General features: G+C 64.6%; 16 protein-coding genes and 4 pseudogenes. 15 read left to right on the forward strand and 5 right to left on the reverse strand.

Annotated features, from left to right (window positions below; all coding sequences use genetic code 11):
• Positions 1-112: 112 nt before the first annotated feature.
• Positions 113-1441 (reverse strand): N-succinylarginine dihydrolase, encoded by a 1329-nt coding sequence (locus tag NHF48_RS05060; RefSeq protein WP_263816730.1) that lies wholly within the window; start codon positions 1439-1441, stop codon positions 113-115.
• A gap of 279 nt (positions 1442-1720) precedes the next feature.
• Between NHF48_RS05060 and NHF48_RS05065 the strand changes: the two genes are divergently transcribed.
• The 9 genes and pseudogenes from NHF48_RS05065 (at position 1721) to NHF48_RS05105 (ending at position 10490) form a co-directional block, all read left to right on the forward strand.
• On the forward strand, positions 1721-2707 hold the full coding sequence (locus NHF48_RS05065; protein ID WP_253070473.1) for a lytic murein transglycosylase: 987 nt from the start codon (positions 1721-1723) through the stop codon (positions 2705-2707).
• Positions 2691-3422 carry a septal ring lytic transglycosylase RlpA family protein gene (locus tag NHF48_RS05070; RefSeq protein WP_253070474.1) on the forward strand — a complete coding sequence of 244 codons (732 nt, stop codon included), beginning with the start codon at positions 2691-2693 and terminating at the stop codon, positions 3420-3422. Before NHF48_RS05065 ends, NHF48_RS05070 begins: the two co-directional genes overlap by 17 nt.
• Positions 3423-3448: 26 nt before the next feature.
• Positions 3449-4612 (forward strand): D-alanyl-D-alanine carboxypeptidase family protein, encoded by a 1164-nt coding sequence (locus NHF48_RS05075; protein ID WP_056058791.1) that lies wholly within the window; start codon positions 3449-3451, stop codon positions 4610-4612.
• Positions 4613-4640: 28 nt separating this feature from the next.
• On the forward strand, positions 4641-5618 hold the full coding sequence (locus NHF48_RS05080) for an AAA family ATPase (RefSeq protein ID WP_253070475.1): 978 nt from the start codon (positions 4641-4643) through the stop codon (positions 5616-5618).
• A 79-nt stretch (positions 5619-5697) separates the two neighbouring features.
• Positions 5698-7246: pseudogene (gene metG / locus NHF48_RS05085) on the forward strand (methionine--tRNA ligase).
• Positions 7246-8022: a TatD family hydrolase gene (locus NHF48_RS05090; RefSeq protein WP_253070476.1), complete on the forward strand. Its 777-nt coding sequence runs from the start codon at positions 7246-7248 to the stop codon at positions 8020-8022. Before metG ends, NHF48_RS05090 begins: the two are co-directional and overlap by 1 nt.
• Positions 8019-8783: an MBL fold metallo-hydrolase gene (locus NHF48_RS05095; protein ID WP_253070477.1), complete on the forward strand. Its 765-nt coding sequence runs from the start codon at positions 8019-8021 to the stop codon at positions 8781-8783. Before NHF48_RS05090 ends, NHF48_RS05095 begins: the two co-directional genes overlap by 4 nt.
• Positions 8784-8966: 183 nt before the next feature.
• A complete protein-coding gene (locus tag NHF48_RS05100) occupies positions 8967-9368 on the forward strand; it encodes a retropepsin-like aspartic protease family protein (RefSeq protein WP_253070479.1) in 402 nt (133 codons plus the stop codon).
• Between the two features lie 109 nt (positions 9369-9477).
• Positions 9478-10490: pseudogene (locus NHF48_RS05105) on the forward strand (IS30 family transposase).
• A 620-nt stretch (positions 10491-11110) separates the two neighbouring features.
• Here the strand turns inward: NHF48_RS05105 and NHF48_RS05110 are convergent.
• From NHF48_RS05110 to NHF48_RS05120, 3 genes are read right to left on the reverse strand one after another with little or no spacing between them, the layout of a single operon-like run.
• Positions 11111-11443, reverse strand: a complete 333-nt coding sequence (locus tag NHF48_RS05110; RefSeq protein ID WP_253070480.1) for a hypothetical protein — start codon at positions 11441-11443, stop codon at positions 11111-11113.
• On the reverse strand, positions 11430-12089 hold the full coding sequence (locus NHF48_RS05115; protein ID WP_263816731.1) for an ERAP1-like C-terminal domain-containing protein: 660 nt from the start codon (positions 12087-12089) through the stop codon (positions 11430-11432). Before NHF48_RS05115 ends, NHF48_RS05110 begins: the two co-directional genes overlap by 14 nt.
• Complete coding sequence (locus tag NHF48_RS05120; RefSeq protein WP_253070482.1) at positions 12010-13785, reverse strand: M1 family metallopeptidase; 1776 nt, start codon at positions 13783-13785, stop codon at positions 12010-12012. The genes NHF48_RS05115 and NHF48_RS05120 overlap by 80 nt, the downstream gene beginning before the upstream one ends.
• Before the next feature lie 167 nt (positions 13786-13952).
• On the opposite strand from NHF48_RS05120, the pseudogene NHF48_RS05125 reads away from it, so the two are divergent.
• Both NHF48_RS05125 and NHF48_RS05130 read left to right on the forward strand, forming a co-directional pair.
• Positions 13953-14555 (forward strand): annotated as a pseudogene (locus NHF48_RS05125) (AMP-binding protein); the annotation flags it as partial.
• A gap of 127 nt (positions 14556-14682) precedes the next feature.
• On the forward strand, positions 14683-15099 hold the full coding sequence (locus tag NHF48_RS05130) for an AMP-binding protein (protein WP_263817020.1): 417 nt from the start codon (positions 14683-14685) through the stop codon (positions 15097-15099).
• Between the two features lie 122 nt (positions 15100-15221).
• Here the strand turns inward: NHF48_RS05130 and NHF48_RS05140 are convergent, their stop codons facing one another.
• Positions 15222-15479: a hypothetical protein gene (locus NHF48_RS05140; protein ID WP_253072525.1), complete on the reverse strand. Its 258-nt coding sequence runs from the start codon at positions 15477-15479 to the stop codon at positions 15222-15224.
• Between the two features lie 139 nt (positions 15480-15618).
• On the opposite strand from NHF48_RS05140, the pseudogene NHF48_RS05145 reads away from it, so the two are divergent.
• The 4 genes and pseudogenes from NHF48_RS05145 to NHF48_RS05160 all read left to right on the forward strand — a co-directional run.
• Positions 15619-15759: pseudogene (locus tag NHF48_RS05145) on the forward strand (phosphopantetheine-binding protein); the annotation flags it as partial.
• Between the two features lie 784 nt (positions 15760-16543).
• On the forward strand, positions 16544-17983 hold the full coding sequence (locus NHF48_RS05150) for a Pls/PosA family non-ribosomal peptide synthetase (protein WP_253070483.1): 1440 nt from the start codon (positions 16544-16546) through the stop codon (positions 17981-17983).
• Positions 17980-18702, forward strand: a complete 723-nt coding sequence (locus tag NHF48_RS25780; RefSeq protein WP_446741108.1) for a hypothetical protein — start codon at positions 17980-17982, stop codon at positions 18700-18702. The genes NHF48_RS05150 and NHF48_RS25780 overlap by 4 nt, the downstream gene beginning before the upstream one ends.
• Positions 18703-18809: 107 nt before the next feature.
• Positions 18810-19097 carry a GNAT family N-acetyltransferase gene (locus tag NHF48_RS05160; protein ID WP_253070484.1) on the forward strand — a complete coding sequence of 96 codons (288 nt, stop codon included), beginning with the start codon at positions 18810-18812 and terminating at the stop codon, positions 19095-19097.
• Positions 19098-19150: the final 53 nt, after the last annotated feature.

Genomic DNA, 19150 nt, shown 5'->3' on the forward strand with positions numbered 1-19150 from the left:
CGTCAGCTATCGCGGCCCATACATCGACGGCAGTTCAGCGACGGGCAACGTCGGTTTAGTCTGGATCCGAAAGCGACCCGGTGGCGCACTCCTGGCCAGAGTGCGCCACCGGTCAGATCTCGTCAGGGCTGAAACCGAGCGCTGCGGTCAAGGCCGAGTGGCCACGGAGGCACTGCTCCCAAAGTCGGGGATTGCCCAGATCATCGGGCGCAATCGCTTCGGGCCATTCGCGCGCAATGACCGCTTCGATTCGGTTGCAGGCCGCATCATCGAGCAGGAAGCGGCGATCGATCGCAGCAAACGCTTCCGCATCGACCTGAACGCGAAGCCGGAGACACGCGGGACCGCCGCCGTTGCGCATAGATTCGCGGACGTCGACGATCTCCAGTCGGGTGATCGGCCCCCCGGTTGCGATCAATTCCGACAGCCAAGTCCAGACATCGGCGTGCTCGCGTGCTTCGGCAGGCAGGACAAGGGTCATTCCCCCATCCGGCATCGTGACCAGTTGGGAATTGAACAGATACGTCCGGATCGCTGTGTCGAGGCTCACCTGATCTGCCGGAACCTCGACGATCACCGCGTCGGGGACGAGCGCCGCCACCGCATCGTACAGCGCGCAAGGATCGGCGAACGCCTGCTCATGCGCGAACAGGACGTGACCGTTGGCCACCGCAACCACGTCATTATGGAAAGCACCGGCCGCGATCGCCGCCTCGCTTTGCCGAACCATCAGCGTATGGCGCGTATCGAGGCCGTGGCGGCGTGCGACCGCCTCGCTCGCGCTGCGGTGCTGACGCGAGGGGAAGCCACCCGCCTGCCCCTCGCCATAGACGAACATCTCTACCGCGGCGGCGCCTGCGGGCGAGACCAGCCGCATGAAATTGGCGGCGCCTTCATCCCCGAACGCGGCGGGCAGGGGGGGATGCACTCGGAAATACCGCGCGTCCGAAAACGCAAGGCGGAGTTGTCGTTCGGTCTGCACGGCCTCGATCGCCCGGTGCGGCATCGTCGACAGGTTCGCGACCGAGATATGGCAAAGGCCGTCATCCGTGTCGGTCGCCGGGGAAACCGTGCCTGCATTCGCGGTCCACATCGACGACGCCGACATCGCGTTGGCGACCAGCGCACGATCAGTTGTCCACGCCGCCGACAGGACTTCCGCATCGGAACCCGCGAAACCGAGCGTCCTCAGCCAAGCGACCTGCGGCCTGACGTGCGGCAGGAGGACGCCTTGCTTCAGGCCCATGGCCATCAGGCGACGCATCTTGCCCATACCCTGAAGCGCGGCCAAGCGCGGCGCGGACACCGCACCGGCGTTGGCGGACGACGCACGGTTGCCGATCGAGAGCCCTGCATAATTGTGCGTCGGACCGACGATTCCATCGAAATTGACCTCGATCACGGCATCACTCCTCGTTCCGTCGGTCTCGGTGTTTGCCACCGCCGTCCCGCGAATGGCAGGCCGATAGCCGGAATTGCCGACAGGGTAAAAGGTGCCGTGCCCGATGAAGGATAGCTATCACGCAGCGCCAACGGTCTCGAGCGACGGGGCGGGTTAGCGCGATAGGCTTCCGCTCAGCGCCACCAAGCGCCTGTGCGTGGCAACCGTGCGACGGTGCGAGGTTCCGATCCGCTGGTGTCTGTGGCACATCCTTCGGCATGGGTGGGGGTAACACGAGCAGCGACTTGGCTGCGCAACGGCGCTTTCGGCGCGATCGCAATGCTGTCCTTCGGCGGACCGGCAGCGGCGCAGGACGACGCAGGGTTTCAGTCGTACATGCGCGAACTGCGTCAGCAGGCGCTGGCCGATGGTGTCAGCGCGCGTACGGCGGATGCGGTCTTTCCGACGCTGACGCTCAACCCTCGCGTGATCGAACTCGACCGGGCACAGCCGGGCGCAACGAACTCCAGCGCGATACCCGCCTTCGCGCCGTATCGAACGCAGCATGTCGACGCCGCGAGGATCGCGCGCGGTCGCCAGACCTATCAGGCGCAGCGCTATCGGCTGCAGCGGATCGAGCAGCAGACCGGCGTTCCCGAATCGGTCATGGTCGCGATCTGGGGCCATGAGACGAACTACGGCAGCTACACCGGCGACTTCGATCTCCTGCGATCGCTCGCGAGCCTCGCCTATGAAGGCCGGCGGAGGTCGCTGTTCGCGGGCGAGTTCATCGCCGGGTTGAAGATGCTCGATCGCGGCGTGACGCGGTCGCAATTGAAGGGAAGCTGGGCAGGGGCCATGGGCAACCCGCAGTTCCTGCCGTCCATCTACCTGCGGATCGCGCGAGACGGCGATGGGGATGGCCGCGCGGATATATGGAACAGCCCCGCCGACACGCTCGCGTCGATCGGCAACTACTTTGTCGATGCCGGCTGGCGGGCTGGTCAGCCCTGGGGGGTCGCAGTCAACGTGCCCGCCGGGTTCGACCGATCGCAGGTCCGCAACCGCCTCGTCTCGCCGCGCTGCCCGCGCGTGTTCGAACGGCATAGCGGCTGGCGGACGATCGCCGAGTGGCGCGCCCTGGGTGTCAGCCCGCAAAGCGGTAGATCGCTGGACGGTTCGGTGATGGCGACGTTGCTCGAACCGGATGGCCCGGGCGCGACCGCGTATCTGCTGACCAGCAACTACCGCGTGATCCTCGATTACAATTGTTCGAATTTCTATGCGCTGTCGGTCGGATTGCTGGCCGATGCGGTCGAGCGCTAGGGCCCTGAGCCTGGCGTTCGCGCTCGCCGCCTGTGGTCACGCGCGCGAAAGCGGTGGCGCGATACTGTCGGCTGGCGGCGGACTGTACGGCAGCTATCAGGATACCGGCACGGCAAGCTGGTACGGCGACGAATTGTCGGGCAACCGCACGGCATCGGGCGAGGCGTTCGATCCGGATGCGATGACCGCGGCGCATCGCACACTGCCGCTCGGGTCTTTCGTCGAAGTCACCTCGATCGAGACCGGCCGGTCGATTCTGGTCCGCATCAACGATCGCGGCCCCGGTCGTCGTGACCGGATGATCGACTTGTCCCGCGCCGCAGCGCACATGCTCGGCACCGACCGCCATCAGGTGGCAACCGTCCGCATCCGCGCGATCGTGCCGTCGATGCGGGACGCTTCACTGCTGAGGGCGGGTAAGGCTGTCGCTCTGCAACCCGCCACCTATACCCGCGCGATGAGCACCGACACCTTGCCGTCTCGTGCACCGGTGACGCTGATACCCGGCCGTCGGTATCTGTTGCAGGTCGCGACCTTCTCGAACGAAGCGCGCGCGACCGCCTTGGCCAAGCGCCTCGATGCGGACGTGGTCGAAGGCGGTGGCCTGTACCGCGTCCGCATCGGCCCGTTCAAAGATGCTATCAGCCTGCAACGCGCGCGTGACGCGGTCGCCGAGCGCGGCTATGGCGATGCCCAGGTCCTGCCCACGGATTGAGTTCCCTTTTGCTCACGGAATACCCCATGAAGAAGCTGATCGTCGCACCGCTTGCCGCCCTCGCGCTGGCGCATCCGTCCATCGCTGCTGCGCCGCAGTTCCAGACCGCCGCGCCGATCGCGTACATGGAGGATCTGTCCTCAGGCGCAGTGTTGTTCTCGCGTGATGCCGACCGCCGCATGCCGCCGGCGTCGCTCGCCAAGATGATGACGGTCTATGTCGCGTTCGACATGGTCAAGAAGGGCGAGTTGAAGCTCGACCAGATGATGACCGTGCGTCCCGAGACCTGGGCGAAATGGCATGGCCCGACCGCGGGTTCGACGATGTTCCTGTCGTCCGGCGAGAACGTCAGCGTCGCCAACCTGCTTTACGGTATTGTCACGCTATCGGGTAACGACGCGTGCATCGTGCTTGCCGAAGGGATCTCCGGTTCGGAGCAGGCCTTCACCGAGCGGATGAACCGCAAGGCAGCCGAACTCGGCCTCAAGGACAGCCATTTCGGTACCGCGAACGGTTGGCCCGACAACGGCGTCACCTACGTCACCGCACATGACCTTGCCGAACTCGCAGCCGCGACGATCAACAACTATCCAGACCTCTACAAGCAGTTCTACTCGAAGCGCGACTTCACCTGGGGCAAGACGATGGGCGGCAGCGCCATCACCCAGGCAAACCGCGATCCGATCCTCGGGCGCGTCGCCGGTGCCGATGGCCTGAAGACCGGGCATACCGAGGAGGCGGGCTACGGCTTCACCGGCTCGGCCGTGCAAAACGGGCGCCGCCTGGTCATGGTCGTCGCCGGCCTGACGAGCGCGGGGCAGCGCGCGGAAGAATCAGTGCGTTTCATGGAGTGGGGCTTTCGCGCATGGCAGTCGAAGCCGATCGTCGCCAAGGGCAAGAAGGTCGAGACCGCAGCGGTCCAGCTCGGCGATGCCTCGTCGGTCGGTCTCGTCGCGCCCAAGGCACTGACCGTGACTTTGCCCGCCGGTACCTCGCCGAACCTTACTGCCAAGGTCGTGTACGAGGGCCCGATCAAGGCGCCGATCAAGGCTGGCCAGCACATTGCGGATCTCGTCGTAACGACGTCGGACGGCCTGCAGCAGCGCATGCCGCTCGTCGCAGACAAGGATGTCGCCGTAGCCGGCTTCTTCGGTCGTGCCTGGGCAGGCCTGACCGGGTTCTTCGGATGACGATGCATGTCCCGGACGCGCGACGGGCATGACTGAGATATTCGGCAACGCCGCCGCGCAGTCCGCTTTCCTTGCGGCGATGCGTGGCGGCGCGCTGCATCACGCCTGGCTGCTGACCGGACCGCAAGGTGTCGGCAAGGCGAGTTTCGCGCGGCTGGCGGCGATGCGGATGCTGGCTGACGGCGCCAATCCCGATGCCACTCCGGCTGGGTTCGACGTGCCGCAGGGCGACCGCACGCGGTCATTAATCGAGGCGGGGTCTCACCCGGACTACCGTGTGCTCGCGCGTCTTCCAAAGGATCCGGAGAAACCCGACCAGGACCTGGCGCGAAGCATCACCATCGCGCAGGTCCGCACGCTCCAGCCGCTGTTCGCGACGACGCCATCGATGAGTCCGCGCCGCGTGGTGGTGATCGATGCGATTGACGATCTCGAACGCGGCGGTGCCAATGCGTTGCTCAAGAACCTCGAGGAGCCGCCCGCTGGAACGATCTTCCTGCTCGTCAGCCACGCACCCGGGCGACTGCTGCCGACGATCCGGTCGCGGTGTCGATTGCTGCGGTTCGAAGCACTGGGCCAAGACGAGGTGACGAAGGCGATCCGCGTACTCCGCCCCGAAGCGGATGACGAAGAGGTCGCCGCGCTCGTCCGTGCCAGCGACGGGGCACCGGGCAGGGCGCTACGCTATGCCGGCCTGGATATCGCCGGCATCGACAGCGCGCTTGCCGAGATCGCGCGCGACGGTGACCGTGATAATGGCCGGCGACTGAAATTGGCAAAAGCGCTTGGGAGCAAGACGTCGCAACCGCGATACGAGGCGTTCCTGGACCGCGCGCAAGCCTTTGTTGCGGACCAGGCGCGCACGCGATCCGGACCTGCTTTGCGTACCGCGCTCGATGCCCATGCGGCTGCGCGCGATCTCGCCGGCGCGGCGGTTGGACTTTCGCTGGATGCCCAGGCGACCGTCTTCGAAATGGCCGGGATCGTCGCGTCGCTGCGCCAGTAAGCAGCGGAATCGTCCGAGCATTCCGGCGGGGTCATAGCGCGGGCTTCACCTGATCGGACCGATGCTCTAGGAGCGCGCCATGGCCGACCCCTTTTATATCACCACCGCGATCCACTATCCCAATGGCCGTCCGCATATCGGCCATGCCTATGAGATGATCGCCGCCGACGCGATCGCCCGGTTCCAGCGTCAAGCGGGACGCGACGTGCTGTTCCAGACCGGTACCGACGAGCATGGTTTGAAGATGGCGCAGGCCGCGCGCGACAGGGGCATTCCGGTGCGCGCGTTCGCAGACGAGATGTCGTCGCATTTCAGCGTGATGGCGGATCGTCTTGGCATCTCCTATGACCGTTTCATTCGTACCGTGGACACGGATCACTACGCCGCCAGCCGTGCCATCTGGCAAGCTATGGCGGACTCGGGCGATCTGTATCTCGATCGCTACGAGGGCTGGTATTCGGTTCGCGACGAGGCGTTCTACGATGAATCGGAACTGACAGGGGGAGGGCGACGATCGCCGTTCGCCGCAAGGTACGCCGGTCGAATGGACCGCCGAGGAAACGTGGTTCTTTCGCCTGTCGAAATACCAGCAGCCGCTGCTCGATCTCTACGCCGCCAACCCGGACTTTATCCGCCCCGAAAGCCGCCGCAACGAGGTGATGCGTTTCGTCGAGGGTGGTCTGAAGGATCTGTCAGTGTCGCGTACCAGCTTCGACTGGGGCGTGCCGGTGCCCGACAGCCCCGGCCACGTCATGTATGTGTGGGTCGACGCGCTGACGAACTATCTGACCGGCATCGGCTATCCCGACATGACGGGCGACAAGGCGAAGTTCTGGCCCGCCGATATCCATCTGATCGGCAAGGATATCGTCCGGTTCCACGCGGTCTACTGGCCCGCGTTCCTGTTGTCCGCGAACATTCCGTTGCCGAAAAGCGTGTTCGGTCACGGCTTCCTGCTCACACGCGGCGAAAAGATGTCCAAGTCGGTCGGCAACGTCGTCGACCCGATGGCGTTGGCGGATGCGTTCGGCGTCGACGCCCTGCGGTATTTCTTCTTGCGGGAGGTCAGCTTCGGTCAGGACGGGAGCTATTCTCCCGAGGCGATCGTGACCCGTGTGAACGCCGAACTGGCGAACAGCTTCGGCAATCTGGCGCAGCGGACTTTGTCGTTCATCGCCAAGAACTTGGAAGGCGTGTTTCCCTCCGCGGGTACGGTCCACGAGGCGGATGGCGTTTTAATCGAGGAGGTCATCGTCGCGTGTGCCGGCTTCAAGGCAGGCTTTACGGATCTGGCCTTGTCGCAGGGTATCGAGGCCTGGATGCGCGGTGTGTTCGCCTGCAACCAGTATATCGACGCGCAGGCGCCCTGGGCACTGCGCAAGACCGATCCCGACCGGATGCACGCCGTCTTGCGCACGCTGGTGCGCGCGATCCGCATGCTGGCGATCGCGATCCTGCCGGTCGTGCCGGACTCCGCCGGTAAGGTGCTCGATCAGATCGGCGCGGTCGAGCGCGATCATGCGGCGATCGACGATGATCGCTGGTACGACCGGGTAGCTGCGTCCGACTTCCGGATTACGCCACCATCCCCCGTCTTCCCCCGTCTCGAACTGCCCGCGGAGGCCTGATGCTCGCCGACAGCCATTGCCACCTCAACTACAAGGGGCTCGTCGAGCATCAGCAAGCCGTACTTGCACGGGCGCGAGCGCGGGGCGTGACGGCGATGCTGAACATTTCGACCCGCGAGAGCGAGTGGGATGATATCGTCGCGACCGCAGAGCGCGAGCCCGACGTCTGGGCAACGATTGGCATCCATCCGAACGAGGCGGACACCTATCCCGACGTCGATGCCGCCAAGCTGATCGAACGGGCACGTCATCCTCGCGTGGTGGGGCTGGGCGAAAGTGGCCTGGATTATTTTCGCGACACGTCCGATCGCGCCCGCCAGCAAGCGAGCTTTCGCGCGCACATAACGGCATCGCGCGAGACCGGGTTGCCGATCGTCGTCCACACACGCGATGCCGAGGACGATACCGCCGCGATCATGGCCGAGGAAATGGGGAAGGGGGCCTATCCCGGCGTCATCCATTGCTTCACCGCGAGCGGAGCTTTCGCCGATAAGGCGTTGGACATGGGCCTTTTTATCTCGATATCGGGTATCGTCACCTTCAAGAACGCACGTGATCTGCAAGAGACGGCCGCGCGTTTGCCCATCGAGAGGCTTCTGATCGAGACCGACGCACCGTTTCTCGCGCCGGTCCCGCATCGTGGCAAGACGGGAGAGCCCGGCTTCGTCGCCGACACGGCAAAATTCCTGGCCGACTTGCGCGGTGAGGATGTCGAGGAATTATCGCGCCGTACGGCCGAGAATTTCCACACGCTGTTCGGCAAGACGCGCGCATGAGGATCACGATTCTCGGATCGGGCACGTCGTCCGGCGTCCCGCGGATCGGTAACGACTGGGGCGACTGCGACCCTGCCGAACCACGCAACCGCCGCACGCGCGCGTCCGCGCTGATCGAGCATGATGGTACGCGCATCCTGATCGACACTAGCCCGGACATGCGCGAGCAACTTCTCGCGGCCGACGTCGACCGGGTCGACGCCGTTATCTGGACGCACGATCACGCGGATCACTGCCACGGTATCGACGATCTGCGCCAGCTCTACCACGCCGCAGGAACGCCGGTACGCGGCTATGCGCGACCCGCCACGCTAGCGGCGCTGGACTCGCGTTTCACCTATGCATTCCACGGCCGAGCGGGCTACCCGCCGACGATTGCGGCACAAACGCTACCCGATCGGCTGACGATAGGCGGGATCGAAATTCGTGTTACCGATCAACCTCACGGTAACATCCACGCGGCTGGACTGCGGTTCGAAGCAGGCGGCGTTTCGATCGGATATGCTACCGATTTCAATATCATGACCGACGATATGGCCAAGCTTTACGAAGACCTCGACGTCTGGGTCGTCGATGCGTTGCGGCGACGACCGCATCCGACGCATATGGAGTTGCCCGCCGTGCTTGGATGGGTCGACCGACTGCGGCCGGGGCGAACCGCGCTCGTCCACATGGACCACAGCATGGATTATGCGAGCTTGATCGCCGAACTTCCGAAGGGTGTCGAGCCTGGTTATGACGGGCTCGTACTCGACGCATGACCGCAGACCGTGCAGCCCAGTTCGCGCTGTACGCCGTGATGCTGATCCTGCCGCTGTCGGCGCTGGTTGCTAGGCGAAGCGCCGTCAAGCCGATGCTCAAGATGGCGCTGGCATGGGTAGGCATCTTCGCCGTCGGTCTCCCTGATTGCGAGCCAACGCGATCGACTGTCCGATGTCATTGCGATGTTCGACGACCAACAGGTCAGCGGAACGGAAACCCGCATACGCATGGCTGACGACGGTCATTTCTGGGCGAACGTGGAGATCAACGGGGTCGGTCGACGCATGCTGATCGATAGCGGCGCCACAACGACCGCATTGTCGACGCAGACCGCAAAGGCGGCCGGCCTGGACCTGAGCGAAAGTCCGTTTCCCGTAATTCTTTCAACTGCCAACGGCCAGGTCACGGCACAGTCGGCGACCGCGAAACGCGTAGCCGTCGGAAATATCGTCATGACCGACCTGGGAATCGTGACGTCGCCGGCCTTCGAAGAGACGGACATCCTCGGCATGAATTTTCTGTCGCGGCTGAGTTCATGGCGGGTCGTCGAAAAGACGCTGATCCTCTCGCCATCACCATCTTGAATTTAACATAATGTATATTATCGATCTTATATTGTGTGGAGCGGCGGATTCTAATTTGAAGTGCGAAAAGTCAGCTTATACGCGGGTTCTACCCGCTTAGAGGTCGCACATGGGTAACTACCAGCATCTCGATCTGGAAGAACGTCGCAAGCTATACCGGCTTATCACCAGCGGCAGAAGCCCGCGGCAAGCGGCAATCGAGCTCGGGCGGCATGCTTCGACAATCTATCGTGAGCTGAAACGGAACCAGCATTTCGACAACGAGCCAATGTTCCGCGGATATTTCCCAGTTACAGCGCAGGACAAAGCTGCCGCTCGACGAACTAAGGGTAGTAAAATCAGCAAAAATGCTGAACTGGCTTCGTATGTCATCGAACGGCTGATAGAAGCCTGGTCTCCAGAACAAATTGCCGGTTACCTTCGGCACAGGCACGAAGATAGCCTCCAGATTAGCCACGAGACGATTTATCAGTTCGTCTATAGCCCCATGGGCCGCAACATGGAGTTAGCGCGCCTCCTACCGACCGGCCGAAAAAAACGCCGGCGCCGTTATGCTCGTCGGCCCCGCGGAGTGAACATTCCACTAGCTAACACAATTGCAGCGCGACCAGCGGAGGTAGCAAGTCGCTTGGACTTCGGCCACTGGGAAGGCGATCTCATCGCCTTCAAATTGCAGCATGGCACAGCGAACCTTACTTCCCTCATCGAGCGGCGTAGCCGCTTCACGGTCCTGACGTCGAACCCCAGCCGCCACTCTGCCGGAGTCATAGGGGGCATAGAGCGACGCCTCCATCATCTCCCCCTTCCCTCCGGCGCACCATCACGTTCGACCGAGGCACCGAGTTCGCGGCGTACGCTCGATTGCGAGATACGCTTGGAATGACCGCGTACTTTTGTCAGCCGTCAGCACCTTGGCAAAAGGGTAGCGTTGAAAATAGTAATGGCCGGGTAAGGCGCTTCTTGCCATTGGACACCGACATCGCTCGCATCCCAGAAGCTGACATCGACCGGTTAGTCGCTCGGCTCAATAATACTCCACGCAAATGCCTCGGCTACCGTACGCCCCGCGAGATACTTGCCGAACAGATTGCATTATCGGCAGCAGTTACTATTGGCGGTTAGTAATCGGGTACAACGACAAAGAAAGCAGACACACTGACTTAGCAGGGGCCCCACATTTTTAGTCACAGTCTGATGTCTCCTTGCTTGCGACAGGCTGGTCAGATATCCAATGAGGCACTTGATCTTGCGCACATTATCCAGAAGCAGCTGAACCAGCTTAGATAACTGTTGGGTGGTTACACCTGAACGTTCGACCAGGCTGCGCGCAAGCCGTCACCCGCGCTGTGAGTGAGCCCGCTTCTTGCGCAGCGGGTCCAAGGTCGCAGGAGCCGCGAGACTATCGCATCAGCAGGGGCACCGTTGCGCTGTTGGGATGGCTACACGCTGCCCCTGCTGCTACCCGGCGGTATGTCGTGTCGCACTTCAACTTGAAACCTCAAGCATATCGGTTGATTCCGAGGTGCTCCTAGGCATCTCGGTAGCCAAGCAGCTTACGTATAATGACGACGCTCTGCTCGTCATGAGCGCTCATCCCTGGCTCAGCGTATGCGGTTCAACGGTGAACGCTGCCAATGATGGCGCCACCGATTCGGCACGATACCGTATCGAAGGTATCGTCCGGCGTATGAAGAGGCTGAGGCAGCGCCATGTCGCGCTGCCTCAGCCTCCCTCCTTGCGCGCTACTTCGCGTTGGCAAGCGCTGTGTCGATCTCCGCGGACTTCGCCTGCCGCAATACACCGCAGTGGCGAATACTCTCCAGCGTGCGCTGATAATTTAGCAACCCGACGTTAGCCTTGCGGATCGAGGCGCCGACCTTTGCATCGATCCGGTCCGCCTGATCGGCACCGCACTGGACCGCGAGCGCCTGCGGCAGGCGGCTGGTGATGAAGATGCCGTCGCCACCGGCGAGAAGCTTGTCGTAGTTCGCCAGGATCCAGTCGATGCCGAGATCGCGCGTTCCCGCATTGCCGGCGACGCCGAAGATCAGCCCGATCCTGTCATAGCTCCGCATCCGCTTGTCTTCGAGCGACAGGAGATAATTGGCGGCGTCGGGCCGCCCACTGGACGCAGCGGCGCCGAGAGCAGCCTGGCGGAAGCCCGGGTCCTCGCTCGATAACGCCTTGTCGACCAGCATCTTCGCAGCAGGCAGACCGCCCCTCCTCTGCCACCACGGTCAGCGCAGCTCCGAGAAAGCCGGAGTCGAGCGCCGCGGTGTCGCCCGCCAGGTATTTTTCCCCCGCTGACTTCAGTTTGTTGCGGACGGCGGGATCGCGCGCATCGTCCGCGACGAGATTGACCAGTTCGTGGCGCAGGTTCTGCCGACCTGGATCATCCTTTGCATAGGCGCCGGCTGCCGGGTTGAACCCCAGCGCGGTCAGGCGCGGTGTGTAGATCGAGGCTAACAGCGCGCGGTAGGCGGGCAGTGAAGCGGCCGAGATCAGCCCGCGCGAGCGCAACCCGGCAATTCGCCGGCCGCCGTCGATGCTGGCAGTCGAGTCCGGATTTGCCGCGACTGCACGCGCTTCCGCGAACAGCCATGCAGCCGGTGCCTTGCCAGCGCGGAACGCGGCCCACAGGCTATCGGTGGTGGCGAGCGCCTCGCCCGGGGACAACGTGCCCGAAGCCGCGATCAACGCCTGCCAATCCGCCGGTGCCATGTCGAAACGGTAATAGCCCGCACCACCGACGTTCGGCATGATCACCCCCTGAAGCGGGCGCGGCGATCGACGTCGTGGTCTTGTCGAGCAGCGTGCATTGCTTCGCCGCGCCGACCCGAACGCAGAACGGGATCGTCCAGCTCAATGGCGGCGGAGACGATCCCAGGAAGGCATAGCGCGACTGGGACGCGACGATGCCGTTACCCTGCCGCCGGACGTCGATGACCGGAACGCCCTGCTGATCGACGAACGATTTCAGCGCGGACAGCACGCGCGGATCCTTCGCCGCATCCGAGATCGACTGAAAGAACTGCTCGGATGTCGCGTTGCCATACGCGTGACGCTTGAGGTGAAGGCGGACCCCCGCCTTAAACTTCTCGTCGCCGAGATAGGCGGCGATCATCGCGACCACCTGCCCGCCCTTTCCGTAGGTTATGCCGTCGAACGCGGAATCGATCTGGCCGTTGTCGGTGATCGGCTGGTGGATTGGGCGTCCGACCTCCAGCGCATCGGTGTTCATCGTGCCGAAGCCCTCATCCAGCGCGCCGACGCCGATGTTGAGCTCGGGCCGCCATGCGTTGCCGATGCGATAGCCCATCCAGTTGGCGAAGCTTTCGTTCAGCCAGATGTCGTCCCACCACGCGGGCGTGACGAGGTCGCCGAACCATTGGTGCGATAGCTCGTGCGCGACGATCATCCCGAACGCCTGCTTGTCGGACGTCGTCGCGCCGGGCGAGAGGAAGATGATGCCGTCGCCATAGGTGTCCGCGCCCGCGTTTTCCATCGCGCCCGGCATGATCGGCGTGCCGATCTGGTCGAGCTTGGGGAACGGGAACGGCTCTCCGAAATATTGCTCGAGCAGGGACACGATGCGTGGCGTCTCCGCCATCACATAGCCCATCTTGTCCTTCTGCGCGTGCGTCGCGACGGCGCCATACGGCATCGGCGTTGACCGTTCGGGGGTCGCCGGGATCGTCCCGGCCTGGTGAACGAACGGCCCCGTATCGAACGCAACGAGATACGTGGGCAATGGCTTGGTAACCGCGAGCTGATGCTTCTCCATTCCCCCGGCGACCTTCGTGACGGACACCTTCGGCGCGTTGCCGATCACGACCAGACCTGGATGCGTCGTGACGGACACGGTGAACGGCGTCTTGAAGCCAGGCTCGTCGAACCCCGGAAACGCAGCGCGTGCATCGATGCTTTCGAACTGCGTCCAGCTGTACCAGGCATCGCCGACCTTGACGTGGAACAGCCCTGAAGCGCTGTCTCCGAAACTGCCCGTATAATCGAATGCCAGCGTGGCCGCGCCGGCAGGCAGGACATTCGCGAAGTCCAGCCGCGCCGTGCCACTCTGATCGACCTGCGTGAAGATCGCCGGGGTAGCCTTGCCACCTACCATCGCGACCGCCTTGCCAATCTTCAGGTCGCGCCCGTGGACATACAGAGATTTTGTCGCAGCCTTCAGCGTGACGTCGATCTCGTCATGTCCCGAAAACCGGTCATCCTCGGGCAAAATGGTGAAGTCGAGGCGATACGCCTTGGGTATCGCCGCATCGGACAGACGCCCGTTCGGTGCGTTCGCATCGGGTACGATCGCCGCCTTGGCGGGCGCTTCCGTCATCGCCTTCGGACTTGCATGCGCGGTCGACGACAGCAGGAGAGCGGTGAAACCAATGAGGCATGAGGCGCGCATGTGAAGATTCCCGACGAAGGTGTAGTAGGGGTGTAAGTCAGCACCGAAGGCGCTGCAAGCCTTGTCTGGCCATGCCCTCGATCCGCGCCGGGCGGAAAATTTCGAAGGTTTTCCTGCACGCCGATGACGAGTAGCAAATGGCGTTCGACATCGTCTAAGGCTTGAGTATGCAGCAAGACCCGCCGGTAAGCCCTTCCGATACCGCCATTTTAGCAAGGACGCCTTACCCGTCGATCGCCCCCGCCCCTGCGTTGCGGGCCGCAGAGCCCTACGCCCGTGATGAACTGCTGCACGAGATCTTCGACGCCACGCGCGCGCTGCATCCCGACGGGATCGCGCTGCGGCTGATCGGCGCAGACGAGGAATACGACCGCAAGACCACCTGGAGCTATACCGACCTCGCCACGCGCAGCTTAGCTCTCGCGCACCGCCTGCGCGCGATGGGGATCGGCCGCGGCGATCGTGTCGTGCTGTGCCTGCCGCGCGGGCTCGACCAGTATATGGCGATCCTCGGCGTGCTGCGCGCGGGTGCCGCCTATGTGCCGGTCGACTGGGGCTACCCGCAGGACCGCATCGACTTCATCGTCGAGGACAGCGAAGCCGCGCTGACGATCACCGTCGCCAGCCGCGTCGCCAACCTGAAGGGGAAAACGCTCGCGCTCGACGCCGCGCTGGGCGATCTCGCGGCCGAGCCGTCCGAACCGATCGGCCGCGACGTCACGCAGGCAACGCCGCAGGACCTCGCCTACATCATCTACACCTCGGGCACGACCGGCCGGCCCAAGGGCGTGATGATCTCGCACGGCAATGCCTGCCACCTGGTCCGCTCGGAAAGCGCGATCCTCGACCTCACCCCCTGCCGACGTGGTGTTCGGCGGCTTCAGCCTCGCGTTCGACATGTCGGTCGAGACGATGTGGAGCGCGTTCTTCGTCGGTGCGGTCGTGCTGGTCGCGACCGAGGCACTGGCGACCAGCGGGCCCGACGTTGCGATCGCGTTGGCCGAGGCGAACACGACGATCTGGCACGTCGTCCCCTCGCTGATCGCGCTGGTCGAGCATCCGGTGCCGACGCTACGCCTGCTCAACATGGGCGGCGAAGCGTGCCCGGCGGACCTGCCACGCCGGCTTGCGCGACCGGGCCTTCGTCTGCTCAACACCTACGGCCCGACCGAGACGTCGGTCACCGCGACCTGGACCGAGGTGTTCCCCGGCCAGCGCATCACGATCGGCAAGCCCCCTCCCCCGGCTACACCGCCTGGGTGGTCGACGAGCACATCCAGCCGGTCCCCGACGGCCAGGAAGGTGAACTCGTGATCGGCGGGCCGGGCGTCGGCGTCGGCTACGTCAACCGCCCCGATCTGACCGCCGAGAAGTTCATCATGACGCCGTTCGACGGCCCGTCGGGTGCGCCGGAGCGGATCTACCGGTCGGGCGACCTAGTGAAGCTCGACGCGGCGGGCGACATCGATTTCGTCGGCCGGATCGACACGCAGGTCAAGATCCGCGGCTTCCGCGTCGAACTCGCCGAGATCGAAGCGGTGATCGGCGAATGGCCCGGCGTCGCGCAGACCGTCGTCCAGCTCTTCACCGACGACGACGGCTCCGAATTCCTCGCCGCGTTCCTGATCGCGCGTCCGGCCGAGGAGATCGACATGGTCGGCCTCAAGGCCCGCGTCGCCGAGCGGCTCCCCCAATTACATGCGCCCTGCGGGCTACCAGTTGCTGTCGCACATGCCGACGCTGCCCGCCTCGGGAAAGGTCGACCGCAAGGCGCTGGTCAAGCCCGAGATCACCGTGACGTCGGACCGCGAGATTGTCGCGCCCGCCACGCCGATGGAGGAAAGCCTGCACCGCGTCTGGGCCGAGGCGTTCGCACCGCAGCCCGTCTCGGTGCTCGACGACCTGTTCGAGGATCTTGGCGGCCATTCGCTGAAGGCCGCTCGGTTGGTTTCGGCAGCGCGAAAAGTGCGCGGCCTCGAAGGGCTGTCGCTCGAGGACGTCTACGCCGCGCCGACGATCCGCGCGCTGGCGTTACGGATCGGTGGCACCACGCCCGTCGCGATCCTCGACGAGAGCAGCTTCCACCATATCGCGCCGTGGAAGCGGCGCCTGTGCGTCGCCGCGCAGACGCTCGCGCTGCTGCCGATCTACACGCTGGCGGGGCTGCAGTGGTTCTCACCCTATCTCGCCTACACGCATCTCGCCGGCGACATGCCGCGGGTCGATGCGCTGATCCTCAGCGGGCTGTTCTTCACGGTCGTCCCGATCGCGTCGATGGCCCTGTCGATCGCGCTGAAATGGCTGATCGTCGGGCGCTTCAAGGCGGGCGATTACCCGCTCTGGGGCAGCTATTATTTCCGCTGGTGGCTGGTCCGCCGGATCATCGGCGTGACCGCGACGCCGTATCTCGCGGGCACGCCGATGATCCGCGGCTATTACCGGATGATGGGCGCGAAGATCGGCGAGCACGTCCATATCGGTACCGGGATCATCGATACCGCCGACCTGCTCCACGCGGACGACGATGCGATCATCAGCGACCAGTCGGTGCTCTCGACCAGCTCGGTCGAGCGCGGATTGCTCCGCCTCGGCACGGTAAAGCTCGGCAAGGGCGCGTTCGTCGGGTCGATGGCGGTGGTAGGCCGCAACGCCGCGCTCGGCGACGACGCGATGCTCGACGACCTGTCCGCGCTGCCCGCCGACACGACGATCCCCGCCGGCCAGCGCTGGGCAGGCTCGCCCGCTGCGCACGACGGCGATGCACACCCGCCGCCCGGCCACCGCAGCCTCGCGCAACGCCGGCCCGGCGATCGGTCTGTTCCTGTGCGCGCTGATCCTGCCGCTGGTCGCGATCCTGCCGATCGCGCCCGGCCTGATCGCGCTGATCGAGCTCGACTGGGCGACCAGCGGCTATGCCTATGTCGCGGTCGCGCCGCTGCTCGCGGTCACCTATGTCGTGATGATGTGCGTGCTGACGGTGGCGGCCAAGCGCCTGATCCTCGGTCGCGTCGCGCCCGCGGTGTATGCGCTGAACAGCGGGTTCTACGTCCGCTACTGGTTCGTGCAGCAGATCAACGACCTCGCGCTCCGCCTGCTCCACCCGATCTTCGCGACGCTGTACGTGGTGCCGTGGTACCGCGCGCTCGGCGTGAAGGTCGGCCGGCGTGCGGAAATCTCGACCGCCAGCGCGATCGTGCCCGACCTGGTCGAAATCGGCGAGGAGAGTTTCATCGCGGACTCGGTGATCTTCGGCGCGGCGCGGATCGGCCACGGCACGATCGAACTGGCGCACACGAAGATCGGCCGCCGCAGCTTCATCGGCAATTCCGCGCTGCTGCCGAGCGGGACGCAGATCGGCGACGAGGTGCTCGTCGGCGTGCTCTCGAAGCCGCCGAGCGACCCCGCGCTCGCCACCGAGGCGGGTAGCACCTGGTTCGGCTCGCCCGCGATCAAGCTGCCGGTGCGCCAGGTCAACACGATGTTCGACGAGGGCGCGCGGTTCAATCCGTCGCGCGCGCTGATCGCCACGCGCCTGTCGATCGAGGCGGTCCGCACCACGCTGTCGCTGACCGCGTTCCTGGTGTTCTTCAGCTTGCTGCTGTCGGTGGTCGGCGACCTCGACGATCTCGACAACGGTGCGCTGGTCGTAGCGGCGACCTTCCCCTTTCTGTACGTCGGCTTCTGCCTCGCCTGTGGGATCTTCGTCCTCGCGCTCAAATGGCTCGTCGTTGGCCGCTATAAGGTCACCACCGCGCCGCTCTGGAGCACGTTCGTCTGGCGCACCGAACTGGTGACCGCGACCTACGAGAATCTGGCGGTCGCCAACCTGCTCGAACCACTCCGGGGCACGCCGTGGATCGCGCTCTATCTCCGGCTGATGGGCGCGCGGATCGGCAAGCGCTGCTACATCGACACCACCGACCTGACCGAGCACGACCTCGTCGATATCGGCGACGACGTCGCGCTGAACGATTTTGCCGGCTTGCAGACGCATCTGTTCGAGGACCGCGTGATGAAGGTCGGCGCGATCCGCGTCGGCGACCGCGCGACGATCGGTTCGCTCGCGATCGTGCTGTACGACGCGGAGATCGGCGCCGACGCGCAGCTCGGCGACCTGTCGGTGGTGATGAAGGGCGAGACGCTCCCCGACGGCACGAGCTGGGACGGAAGCCCCGCACGGATCGCCGTCGCGACGTGACGCCGATCTGGCACGACGGTCCGCTCGACGCGCTCGTCTGGGACGGTCAGTCGCCAGTCGCATGGAGTGTTGCCGAGACCGGACCGTATGCCGCCGGCCTACAAGGCGATGCGCGCGCGATCCGGCGGGGCCTGGCCTCCGCGCTGATCCGCAAACTGGTCGACGACTCCGTCGATGTCCGCCTCACACGCAGCCCGGCCGGCGCGCCGATCGTTTCCGCTCCCGGCGGTTGGTATCTCAGCCTCTCCAGCCGCGGCGCGCACGCCCTGATCGGCGTTGCACGCGCGCCGATCGCGGTCGACCGCGAGGTCATCGACGACCACGCTCCGCTATGGGACATGCTGACCCCGATCGAAGTCGACGCGCTTCGCCGCCTACCCGCCCCTCGCTCAGTCCCAAGCCTGGCTGCGACGCTGGACGATCAAGGAAGCGCACGCGAAGCTCATCGGCGAACCGCGTCGTATCCTCCCCGAGTCGATCGAAACCGTCGTGACCGATCCAATCCGCGCGACCGCGACGTTCGAAGGCACTTCGCGCTGCTGGAGCCGTTCCACCGCCGACGCGATCGAAACCATCGCGCAGTGGAGCCAGCCATGACCAGAATCCTGACCCGCCGCTACGAGGAGAAGGACCGCGCCGCCGTCCTCGCAATCTTCGACTCGAACCTCCCCCGAGTATTTCGGCGCGGGCGACCGCGAATGGCTGGAGGAAACGCTTGACGACCCTGATGGCCCGGCGTTCGTCGTTGACGTCAACGGCATCCCCGGCGCGTTCGGGGGCTACGAGATCTGGGAGCATTACAACAAGGCGCTGCTCTTCTGGGGGCATGGCCGCGCGCGCGCATCACGGATCGGGTCTCGGCAAGCTGCTGCTGTTCGAACGCCTGCTGCACGTCGCCACCAGCGCCGAGCCACGAACGCGCTACGTCACCGTCGACACCTCGCCGCAGGTCTCGCCGTTCTTCCAGCATTGCGGCTTCGAACTGACCAGCGTCTGGCCCGGCGGCTACCGGTCCGGCATGGACATGCACGAACTCCGCTTCGATATTGCGGGGGTGTCGCTCGAAAACCTAACGCGCAGACGCGATGCTGCTTTTGCGCGATGTACGGCCTGATACGGTCCAGTGTTAATGTACCGCGCCCTCGATGTTTCGGCGTACGTTCCGGA

The organism is Sphingomonas sp. H160509 (genome assembly GCF_024124765.2).
Classification (GTDB): domain Bacteria; phylum Pseudomonadota; class Alphaproteobacteria; order Sphingomonadales; family Sphingomonadaceae; genus Sphingomonas.